The sequence below is a fragment of the Bacillus sp. LM 4-2 genome (assembly GCF_000978495.1).
In the GTDB taxonomy this organism is placed as follows: Bacteria; Bacillota; Bacilli; order Bacillales; family Bacillaceae; genus Bacillus; species Bacillus subtilis.
Map to the genome: position 1 here is coordinate 3,019,724 of NZ_CP011101.1, position 10,277 is coordinate 3,030,000.

At 45.5% G+C, this 10,277-nt stretch carries 5 protein-coding genes, 21 tRNA genes and 1 rRNA gene; all 27 read right to left on the reverse strand.

The features are described from left to right. Positions 1 to 15: 15 nt before the first annotated feature. Positions 16 to 2,412 (reverse strand): glycogen phosphorylase GlgP, encoded by a 2,397-nt coding sequence (glgP, locus tag bslm_RS15010; RefSeq protein ID WP_046381294.1) that lies wholly within the window; start codon positions 2,410 to 2,412, stop codon positions 16 to 18. After that, positions 2,399 to 3,853 carry a glycogen synthase GlgA gene (gene glgA, locus bslm_RS15015; RefSeq protein ID WP_038429510.1) on the reverse strand — a complete coding sequence of 485 codons (1,455 nt, stop codon included), beginning with the start codon at positions 3,851 to 3,853 and terminating at the stop codon, positions 2,399 to 2,401. Before glgA ends, glgP begins: the two co-directional genes overlap by 14 nt. Next, positions 3,850 to 4,881, reverse strand: coding sequence for a glucose-1-phosphate adenylyltransferase subunit GlgD (gene glgD / locus bslm_RS15020; RefSeq protein WP_080286227.1), 1,032 nt, complete (start codon positions 4,879 to 4,881; stop codon positions 3,850 to 3,852). The genes glgA and glgD overlap by 4 nt, the downstream gene beginning before the upstream one ends. A gap of 23 nt (positions 4,882 to 4,904) precedes the next feature. Continuing rightward, positions 4,905 to 6,047, reverse strand: coding sequence for a glucose-1-phosphate adenylyltransferase (locus bslm_RS15025; RefSeq protein ID WP_003229018.1), 1,143 nt, complete (start codon positions 6,045 to 6,047; stop codon positions 4,905 to 4,907). Then, positions 6,044 to 7,927 (reverse strand): 1,4-alpha-glucan branching enzyme, encoded by a 1,884-nt coding sequence (glgB, locus tag bslm_RS15030; protein ID WP_038429511.1) that lies wholly within the window; start codon positions 7,925 to 7,927, stop codon positions 6,044 to 6,046. Before glgB ends, bslm_RS15025 begins: the two co-directional genes overlap by 4 nt. 231 nt (positions 7,928 to 8,158) lie before the next feature. Continuing rightward, positions 8,159 to 8,230, reverse strand: a tRNA-Glu gene (locus bslm_RS15035). Between the two features lie 25 nt (positions 8,231 to 8,255). Continuing rightward, positions 8,256 to 8,346, reverse strand: a tRNA-Ser gene (locus tag bslm_RS15040). 3 nt (positions 8,347 to 8,349) lie between these two features. After that, positions 8,350 to 8,424 (reverse strand) — tRNA-Asn (locus tag bslm_RS15045). Between the two features lie 10 nt (positions 8,425 to 8,434). Beyond that, positions 8,435 to 8,511 (reverse strand) — tRNA-Ile (locus tag bslm_RS15050). A gap of 15 nt (positions 8,512 to 8,526) precedes the next feature. Next, positions 8,527 to 8,600: transfer RNA gene (locus bslm_RS15055), tRNA-Gly, on the reverse strand. Positions 8,601 to 8,610: 10 nt separating this feature from the next. Next, positions 8,611 to 8,686: transfer RNA gene (locus bslm_RS15060), tRNA-His, on the reverse strand. Positions 8,687 to 8,711: 25 nt separating this feature from the next. After that, positions 8,712 to 8,787: transfer RNA gene (locus bslm_RS15065), tRNA-Phe, on the reverse strand. A 12-nt stretch (positions 8,788 to 8,799) separates the two neighbouring features. Beyond that, a tRNA-Asp gene (locus tag bslm_RS15070) sits at positions 8,800 to 8,876 on the reverse strand. A gap of 11 nt (positions 8,877 to 8,887) precedes the next feature. Then, a tRNA-Met gene (locus bslm_RS15075) sits at positions 8,888 to 8,964 on the reverse strand. 17 nt (positions 8,965 to 8,981) lie between these two features. Further along, positions 8,982 to 9,074: transfer RNA gene (locus bslm_RS15080), tRNA-Ser, on the reverse strand. A 6-nt stretch (positions 9,075 to 9,080) separates the two neighbouring features. After that, positions 9,081 to 9,157: transfer RNA gene (locus tag bslm_RS15085), tRNA-Ile, on the reverse strand. 2 nt (positions 9,158 to 9,159) lie between these two features. Then, a tRNA-Met gene (locus tag bslm_RS15090) sits at positions 9,160 to 9,236 on the reverse strand. 20 nt (positions 9,237 to 9,256) lie between these two features. Beyond that, positions 9,257 to 9,329: transfer RNA gene (locus bslm_RS15095), tRNA-Ala, on the reverse strand. A 5-nt stretch (positions 9,330 to 9,334) separates the two neighbouring features. Further along, positions 9,335 to 9,411, reverse strand: a tRNA-Pro gene (locus tag bslm_RS15100). 15 nt (positions 9,412 to 9,426) lie between these two features. Then, positions 9,427 to 9,503 (reverse strand) — tRNA-Arg (locus tag bslm_RS15105). A 9-nt stretch (positions 9,504 to 9,512) separates the two neighbouring features. Further along, a tRNA-Leu gene (locus bslm_RS15110) sits at positions 9,513 to 9,598 on the reverse strand. Between the two features lie 14 nt (positions 9,599 to 9,612). Beyond that, positions 9,613 to 9,687, reverse strand: a tRNA-Gly gene (locus tag bslm_RS15115). A 5-nt stretch (positions 9,688 to 9,692) separates the two neighbouring features. Beyond that, positions 9,693 to 9,779, reverse strand: a tRNA-Leu gene (locus bslm_RS15120). A gap of 10 nt (positions 9,780 to 9,789) precedes the next feature. Next, a tRNA-Lys gene (locus bslm_RS15125) sits at positions 9,790 to 9,865 on the reverse strand. Between the two features lie 37 nt (positions 9,866 to 9,902). Further along, positions 9,903 to 9,978 (reverse strand) — tRNA-Thr (locus bslm_RS15130). Between the two features lie 32 nt (positions 9,979 to 10,010). After that, positions 10,011 to 10,086 (reverse strand) — tRNA-Val (locus bslm_RS15135). Between the two features lie 22 nt (positions 10,087 to 10,108). Then, positions 10,109 to 10,224, reverse strand: a 5S ribosomal RNA gene (rrf, locus tag bslm_RS15140). Positions 10,225 to 10,277 lie beyond the last annotated feature (53 nt).

Below are 10,277 nucleotides of genomic sequence, written 5' to 3' on the forward strand. Positions count from 1 at the left end.
TATACAGCGGCTTTTTCACATCATCGGCTTGATGCCCCAAATGTCCTTCGCATATTCCCGGATCGTGCGGTCGCTGGAGAAATATCCTGAATGAGCAATGTTTACAATCGAACGCTCAGACCATTTCCTTCGCTCTCGATAATCAGCTTGAATTCGCTCCTGCGCATCTGCATATGAGCTGAAATCCTTCAGCACAAAATACTCATCATTATGCGGAAGCAGCGAGTCAAAGATCGATTCAAATTCATCTGCTTCTCCTTCAAAAAAACCATTGATCAGCTGATCCGCTACCTGCCTGATTCTTCTGTCATGCTGATAATATTCCCTCGATCTATAGCCACCATTTTCCTGATACGATAGAACCTCATCCGCCTTTAAGCCGAACGTGTAAATACAGTCAGGGCCCACCCGCTCAAAGATCTCGATATTTGCGCCGTCATGCGTGCCGATCGTCAAAGCCCCGTTCATCATAAACTTCATATTCCCTGTACCAGACGCTTCCTTGCTTGCAGTTGAAATTTGCTCACTTACGTCTGATGCCGGAAAAATTCGCTCAGCCATAGAAACTCTATAATTTTCTAAAAAAACAACTTTGATCAGCTGTTTGACTGCCGGATCATAATTGACTTTTTCTGCGACAGAATGGATCAGCTTAATGATTTTCTTGGCATAATAATAGCTTGGTGAAGCCTTTGCCCCGAAAATAAAGGTTTGCGGGTAGATTGAAAACCCGGCGTCCTCCTTGAGGCGGTTATACAAATACATAATGTGAAGAACATTCAGCAGCTGCCGTTTATATGCATGAAGCCGTTTCACCTGTACGTCGAATATGCTCTCAGGGTTCACAACCACCCCGGCCGTGCAAAAAATCAAATCGGCAAGCTCTTGTTTTTTCTTGCTTTTGTTGTTTTGAAACTGTTCAATAAATGCAGGATCAGTGGCGTACGGTTCTAAACGGATCAGTGATTCCGGCTGTTTGACCCATTCATCGCCGATCGCCTCTGTAATGATGGCAGACAAGCCTGGATTCGCTTTTAACAGCCAGCGCCTGTGGGCAATTCCATTCGTCTTATTGTTAAAACGATTCGGAAACAGCAAGTGAAAGTCGCGCATCTCCCTTTCCATTAATATATCGGAATGTATTTTTGCAACGCCATTTACACTGTAACTGCCTACTATGGCCAGATGAGCCATTTTGACAACACCATGCGCTGTAATCGCCATGTCCTCTATCCTTTTCCAGTCTCCCGGATACTTTTCCCAAACTGCGCGGCAAAACCTCTCATTGATCTCTTCAATAATCATGTACATTCGCGGGAGCAGCGGCTTAAACAAATGAATCGGCCATTTCTCGAGCGCTTCTGACAATGTTGTATGATTTGTATAAGAAATCGTATGTACAGTGATATGCCAAGCTTCTTCCCAGCTCATGTTCTCTTCATCGAGCAAAATCCGCATCAGCTCAGGCACCGCAAGCGCAGGGTGAGTGTCATTAATATGAATGCTCACTTTTTTATGCAGGCCGGATAAAGATTTATGTGTTTTTCGGTAATTGTTCACAATGCTTTTTAAGCTTGCGCATACTAAAAAATACTGCTGCTTCAGCCGTAAAATTTTCCCCTCATCATGGGTGTCATCGGGATATAAGAATTCAGAAACCGCTTCTGTTTCCCGCTTATAAGACAAAATATTACCGCCGTGATAATGCGCATAGGGCTCGGCGTTCCAGAGCCTTAACGTGTTGACAGTGCCCGTTTCATAGCCGATGACCGGGATATCATAAGGAACAGCGGTAACAATTGTCGCTTGTTCGTGGCGAAAATGCAGGCGCCCGCTTTTTTCTGTCATATGGACTTCGCCCCAAAACGGCACGTCCACTGCTTGATCCGCATTCCTTACTTCCCATACGTTCCCGTTTTTCAGCCATTGCTCAGGCAGCTCCACCTGATGCCCGTCTACAATTTTTTGCTCAAACAAACCATGCTTATAACGTATGCCCATGCCGTGCCCAGGCAGGTTCAACGAAGCAAGCGAATCTAAAAAGCAAGCGGCCAAGCGCCCAAGTCCGCCATTGCCGAGACCTGCATCGTTCTCTATCTGAAGGATCTCCTCTAAATTGATGCCGATTTCCTTTAAACCAGCTTCTACAACATCACGAACACCAAGATTCATTAAGTTTTGCTCAAGGAGCTGACCGAGCAGAAATTCGATTGATAAATAATATGTCTGCTTCCCGGAATTTGATCTGCTTTTTTCATTCGTTTCGATCCAATCAGCGCTGATATACTCTCTGACCATATTGCCCAACGTTTTATATTGATCCAGCTTGGCAGAATCTTTAAAGCTTTTTCCGCACGTCATTTCCAGACGCTTTAAAAATAAGTCTGCAAAGCGTTCTTTACTCGAGAACATCCCGTCCACTCCTTGTCACCTGCTCGAAAATACGCTGATACTCTTTAGCCGACTTCCCCCAGCTGTAATCTGCATTCATTGCGGTCTTCACGATGCTCTTCCATACATCCTGTTGGCGATAAAACGCCAGCGCTCGTTCAATCGTAAATTTCAAATCATGCGCATTAAAGGCGGAAAACGTAAAACCATTGCCCGTTCCCTCTTCCTCCTGATAGGAACGGACAGTGTCGTAAAGACCGCCCGTTTCCCTGACAATCGGAATGGCGCCATATTGAAGAGCAATGAGCTGCCCCAAACCGCACGGCTCAAATTTCGACGGCATCAAAAACATATCAGAGCCCGCATAAATTTGATGGGCTAGCGGCTCATCAAACCCGATATAAGCTCGGCACTTCTCATGAAAAGCAAATTCTGCATACCGGAAATAATCTTCAAATTCATGTTCTCCTGTGCCTAGCACAACCAGCTGTATGTCTTGCTCCTCAAGAAGTTCGTGCATAATTCTGCGGACAAGATCAAGCCCCTTTTGTTTAGTGAGCCTTGTCACCATACTGATCAACGGAATATCGTTTTTCTCTGGAAGCCCCATCCGCCGTTGAAGCTTCGTTTTGTTTAACAACTTGCATGCAAGATCCCCTGAATCGTATTGCGCCTCTATATAAGGATCGCTTTTCGGCTGATAGAACGTATCATCAATGCCATTTAATATGCCGGTTACATCATTTTCCCTATATTGCAAAACCTGTTCCAACTGCTCACCATAATACGGAGTCAATATTTCATTTCTGTAAGTGGGGCTCACAGTTGTCACATGATCAGCCGCAATGATGCCCGCCTTCATAAAATTAACAAATCCGTTGCATTCTAACCTTTCATAATGAAAATGATCCATCTCAAGACCCAGCAAGTCATGTGTGACATCAGGAGGGAAAATACCTTGAAACTGCAGGTTGTGGATCGTGAGCACGCTTTTCATCCGTTCATAAAAAGGATGTTTTCTGTACTCCTCTTTCAGCAAATAATTGACCATCGCTGTATGCCAATCGTGAGTATGAACAATATCGGCTTGAACATTCACAACTTTGGCAGCCTCCAGTACAGCTCTTGAAAAAAAGGCAAACCGCTCACCGTCATCATAATGCCCGTACAACGAATCCCTGTTGAAATAGTACTCATTGTCGATGAAGTAATAATTCACATCATCTTCGGCCATATGTTCAATTCCGCAATATTGCTGCCGCCAGCCGACAGCTACCGTACACTCAGCCTGTTTTTTCATACGCTTTTTCCACGGTTCAGGTATTTGGCTGTACTTCGGCAGCATCACAGCTACTTCATTGCCTAATCGTGCAAGTGCCTTTGGCAGAGCACCTGCTACATCGGCAAGACCTCCTGATTTAACAAATGGGGTGCATTCTGACACAGCAAATAATATCTTCAAGAATTCATCAGCTCTCCTTGCACCAAACCTTTTCTTAATACAAGCGGCTGGTCAGCTGTTCCAGCAGCTTCCGTCGCCTTGCCGATTTTAACGTCCTTATCCGAAATGACCTGCTCAAGAAGACAATCCTCGCCAATCTGCGTTTTTTGCATAATAATACAGTTTTTCAGCTTCGTACCCTTTCCGACATGAACCGCCCTGAACAAAATGCAGTTTTCAACCTCTCCTTCAAGCACACAGCCGTTTGCCACCAAAGAATTTTTGACAGTGCTGTGCTTTCCGTATTTCGTAGGCGGCTCATCCTTCACTTTTGTATAGATCGGCTGCTGCGGCAAAAACACCTGCTGCCAAAAACGAGGCTGAATGAGCTCCATACTGTGGGTATAATATTTTTCCACCGAATCAATGACAGCGGCATAACCTGAATATTCATAAGGGCAAATGGTCAGGGCGGAAGATTCCTTTTCAACAGCCTCCTGAATGGTTTTATAGCCTTTTTCGCTATGTCCGTAGATCAGATCCTTTAAAAGCGTTGTTGACATGATATAGATTTGCAGCGACTGGCCGTCCTGAAATACCTCGGTGACGTCGCAGCCCACCTCCTGATGGCGTTTCAGCACATATTGAAATTGAATGTTGCATACGGTATGGCTGTTGGAGATTACAGCATATTGCTGAGTGCTTCTGTGGAAGTAATCTAGATGGTCCGAAAACTGGCGAAAGGAACCGAATTCATCGTATTCGTGATGAAGATGGGGGGACGGGAAAAAAAAGAGGCCGTCCTTTTTCCGGTGCAAATCCCATTCCTTACCCGCCCCAAGGTGATCCATGAGCGAACGGTAACGATACTTCGGAAAAATTGCAACACTCCTAATATCCGCATTCACCATGTTGGAAAGCATAAAATCAATCAGTCGGTACCTGCCGGCAAAAGGGATCGCCCCGAGCGACCGCTGTGCTGTTAAATCCTGAAGAGAATGCTTATATGTGGTTTCATCTATAACACCTAACATTTGATTATTGAACACTGACTCTGCCCCCTCTTCAGTAATTAAATCAATTCTTTTTCTACAAATTCCTCTGAAACGAGCAGCACCTCTTCAATGTCTTTTTCGGAGCGAATCACTGCGCCATCCGGCAGCACCATCCCATTAGGAACAATGGCATTTTCAATGACTACATGCTCCCCAATCGTCACATCCGGCATTATGACGGATGATGTAACAGTCGTATGCTTACCAACAGTCACACCTTGAAAAAGAACGGAGTGAGACACATTTCCATATACAACACAACCTTCGTTCACAAGCGAATCTTGAACCTGCGCATCAGATGAAATAAATTGCGGAGGCTGATTTGGATTGACGGAGTAAATTTTCCATTTGCGTTCAAACAGCTTCAGCTCCGAGTCCTCTTTTAACAAATCCATATTGGCTTCCCACAAGCTCTGCACCGTTCCGACATCCTTCCAATATCCCTTGAACGGATAAGCAGAAAGCTTCTTTTTCTCTTCCAAAAGCAGTGGAATAATGTCTTTGCCGAAGTCGTGGCTAGAATAAGGGTTTTGATCGTCCATCTCAAGATACTGTTTCAAAAGCGGCCAATTGAATATATAAATTCCCATTGAGGCAAGATTGCTCTTAGGGAATTTGGGCTTTTCATCAAAATGTGTGATCGTCCCATCTGGATTAGCCTTCATGATGCCGAACCGGCTTGCTTCCTCCCAGCCCACTTCGATGACAGAGATGGTCACATCTGCTTTCTTTTCAATGTGATAATCAAGCATTTTGCCGTAGTCCATCTTGTATATGTGATCTCCTGATAAAATCAGTACATACTCAGGATCATACTGATTCAAATAATTGAGATTTTCATAAATGGCGCTTGCCGTCCCTTTATACCATTTGACTTCTGATGACTCGGCATAAGGGGGTAAAACCGTCACGCCGCCATTATATCTATCCAGGTCCCATGCACTGCCGATCCCAATATAGGAATTCAGCTCAAGCGGCTGATATTGCGTTAAAATCCCGACTGTGTCTATGCCTGAATTAGAACAGTTGCTTAGGGTAAAATCAATAATCCTGTATTTTCCCCCGAAAGATACAGCCGGTTTGGCCATATTTTTTGTTAATCCGCTGAGACGGCTGCCCTTCCCGCCGGCAAGGAGCATGGCTACACATTGTTTTTTCATCTTTTTATCTCTCCTCTTTTTTTAACCGCCCGTAAAATCGAGATGCCGTAAGGGGGGATGGTCATCGTGATATAACACGGTTTATGATGAAGTGCTCCCTTTTTAGCCGATAATGGCTTTTTGTTGATTTGCCCTGAGCCTCCATATGTTTCACTGTCACTGTTAAGCACTTCAATGTATTGAGTAAAAAAAGGAACTCCAACATCATATTGATGATAGACCACGGGTGTAAAATTACAAATGATGACAAGCGCCTCACCGTGCTTTTTGCCATAACGAATAAAAGAAAAGATTGATTGTTCGTCATTATGGACATCAATCCATTCAAACGATTGTGCACGATGGTCATGCTCATAAAGGATTTTGCTTTTTTGGTAAAAGCGGAGAAGATCTTGCGTAAAAACGCTGGCTTTCTGATGCATGGGGAAGGAGTCCAAAAACCAATCAAGCTGTTCTGTATCTTTCCATTCATCAAATTGGGCAAACTCTGATCCCATAAAGATCAATTTCTTTCCGGGATGCACTGTCATATAGCCCAGCAAAAGCCGATACTGGGCAAATTTCTGCCAGTAGTCGCCAGGCATTTTATTAAGAAGTGATTTTTTTCCGTATACGACTTCATCATGAGAAAACGGCAATACAAAATGCTCACTAAACGCATATAGTAATGAAAAAGAGATAAGCTGATGACAATGCCGCCTTTCTTCGGGTGGCGTCTCCATGTATTTCAGTACGTCATTCATCCATCCCATATTCCATTTATAATGAAAACCAAGCCCCCCTTCCTCAACGGCACCTGTCACTTGAGGCCATTCTGTAGAATCTTCCGCAATCATCATCACATGGGGATATGCCTCTCTCATGGTTTGATTGAGTTTTTTTAAAAACTCAACAGCATATGGATTCGTGTGGCGTTCATCCTGATTTGGCCAATACAGGATATTAGCCACTGCATCAACCCTAAATCCATCTATATGATAGAATTCCGCCCAGTACAACGCATTCGAAATTAAAAAACTATGAACTTCCGGTTTCCCCAGGTCAAAGTTTGCAGTGCCCCATAACCAGTTCTCCCGATCACGTTCTTCTTTGTATTCATAAAGCGGTTCTCCATCAAACATATAAAGGCCATGTGCATCTTTACAAAAATGTCCGGGGACCCAATCCAAAATGACTCCGATATTTTGTTGATGACATTCATCCACAAACTTCATCAGATCATGCGGGGTGCCAAACCTGCTTGTCGGGCTGTAATACCCCGTTCCTTGGTACCCCCATGAACGATCATATGGATGCTCATACACCGGAAGCAGTTCAATATGGGTAAACCCATGCTCCTTGATATAAGGGATAAGCGTCTGACTTAATTCTTTATAGGAATAATGCCTGCCATCAGAATGCTTCTTCCAAGACCCAAGATGCAGTTCATAAATGAAAACAGGTTTTTCATACAGCGTCTTAGCCTTCTGTTTCTTTTGCCATTTTTGATCTTGCCAGCTGTACCCTTCCAAATCGTAAGTAAATGACGCTGTGTTTGGTCTGACTTCTGAATAAATAGCGTATGGATCTGCCTTCAGCCTGATCTCACCGTTATTCGTCACGATTTCATATTTATATCGTTCCTTTTCTCCTAAACCTGGAATAAATAACGTCCAAATACCACTATCATTCACTCTGTGCATCACATGCTCTTCTCCAGACCAGCTGTTAAAATCTCCAGCCACTCGTACTTCCGACGCATGAGGCGCCCACACACAGAATTCATATCCGCTTTTGCCATTCAGCTCGCGGTAATGCGAGCCAAACAGCTGATAGCTTTTAAACAGACTGCCTTCGTGAAAAAGATAAACATCATGTGCTGTCGGGCTGGCAGCGGCCATGTAATCATCCTTTCTGACATCATAGTTTTCATTTATAGTATTTATTCGAAGAAATAAAAAAAAGCCCTTTGCTGAAAGCGCTTATACTTATAGACAATTAACTTCATTTTCTGAAGAAAAACGAAATATATGGAGATTTTTGTAGTCTGTTTTTAAAATAAAGAACAAAATCTAAGACATATCATGATTTAGAAAACAAAAAAACCTTGCAGGATATGCAAGGCTTCTGGATGACCCGTACGGGATTCGAACCCGTGTTACCGCCGTGAAAGGGCGGTGTCTTAACCGCTTGACCAACGGGCCGATAATTATTATATCTGTAATCATATGGCGGAGAAGGAGGGATTTGAACCCTCGCGCCGCTTACACGACCTACACCCTTAGCAGGGGCGCCTCTTCAGCCACTTGAGTACTTCTCCATTTGGCTCCACAGGCAGGATTCGAACCTGCGACCGATCGGTTAACAGCCGATAGCTCTACCACTGAGCTACTGTGGAACAAAAGTCATGGTGGGCCTGAATGGACTCGAACCATCGACCTCACGCTTATCAGGCGTGCGCTCTAACCAGCTGAGCTACAGGCCCATGACGATATAGAAATGGAGCGGGTGATGGGAATCGAACCCACGACATCAGCTTGGAAGGCTGAGGTTTTACCACTAAACTACACCCGCAATTTTTATTTGGGGCGATTGATGGGAATCGAACCCACGAATGCCAGAGCCACAATCTGGTGCGTTAACCACTTCGCCACAACCGCCAAAATATATTGATAAAATGATAAATGGTGGCTCGGGACGGAATCGAACCGCCGACACACGGATTTTCAGTCCGTTGCTCTACCAACTGAGCTACCGAGCCTAAGTATTTAAATGGCGGTCCGGACGGGACTCGAACCCGCGACCTCCTGCGTGACAGGCAGGCATTCTAACCAACTGAACTACCGGACCATTTTAAAATTTGGTTGCGGGGGCAGGATTTGAACCTGCGACCTTCGGGTTATGAGCCCGACGAGCTACCGAACTGCTCCACCCCGCGATGATTAGGAATATGTATGGCGGAGGAAGAGGGATTCGAACCCCCGCGGGCTTTGACACCCCTGTCGGTTTTCAAGACCGATCCCTTCAGCCAGACTTGGGTATTCCTCCGTATAGTGGTGGACCTTGTAGGACTCGAACCTACGACCGGACGGTTATGAGCCGTCTGCTCTAACCAACTGAGCTAAAGGTCCATTGGTAGCGGCGGAGGGGATCGAACCCCCGACCTCACGGGTATGAACCGTACGCTCTAGCCAGCTGAGCTACACCGCCAAATATTTTTTAAAATCAAGTGGAGCCTAGCGGGATCGAACCGCTGACCTCCTGCGTGCAAAGCAGGCGCTCTCCCAGCTGAGCTAAGGCCCCAAGAATGGTCGGGAAGACAGGATTCGAACCTGCGACCCCATGGTCCCAAACCATGTGCTCTACCAAGCTGAGCTACTTCCCGATTTCATATAGATCATGGCGCGCCCGAGAGGAGTCGAACCCCTAACCTTTTGATCCGTAGTCAAACGCTCTATCCAATTGAGCTACGGGCGCAAAACTTAATGCCGAGGGCCGGACTTGAACCGGCACGGTAGTCACCTACCGCAGGATTTTAAGTCCTGTGTGTCTGCCAATTCCACCACCCCGGCGTGGATGGTATAGTTGGAGCGGAAGACGGGATTCGAACCCGCGACCCCCACCTTGGCAAGGTGGTGTTCTACCACTGAACTACTTCCGCAGAAATGGTGCGGATGAAGGGACTTGAACCCCCACGTCTGTAAAGACACTAGAGCCTGATTCTAGCGCGTCTGCCAATTCCGCCACATCCGCAACATGTAAATGGTGAGCCATGAAGGACTCGAACCTTCGACCCTCTGATTAAAAGTCAGATGCTCTACCAACTGAGCTAATGGCTCTTCTTACAAGAGACTTGAATATTATATCATATAAAAGTGGTGCCGGCAAGAGGACTTGAACCCCCAACCTACTGATTACAAGTCAGTTGCTCTACCAATTGAGCTACACCGGCATATATGTAAAACCGATATGTATAATGAAAAATGGTGGAGGATGACGGGCTCGAACCGCCGACCCTCTGCTTGTAAGGCAGATGCTCTCCCAGCTGAGCTAATCCTCCATACTTGCACTAACGTGCAATTGCTTGGCGGCGTCCTACTCTCACAGGGGGAAACCCCCGACTACCATCGGCGCTGAAGAGCTTAACTTCCGTGTTCGGTATGGGAACGGGTGTGACCTCTTCGCTATCGCCACCAAACAAATTGAGAGTGTTCTCTCAAAACTAGATAACAGGTGTGACATCATTCAAAA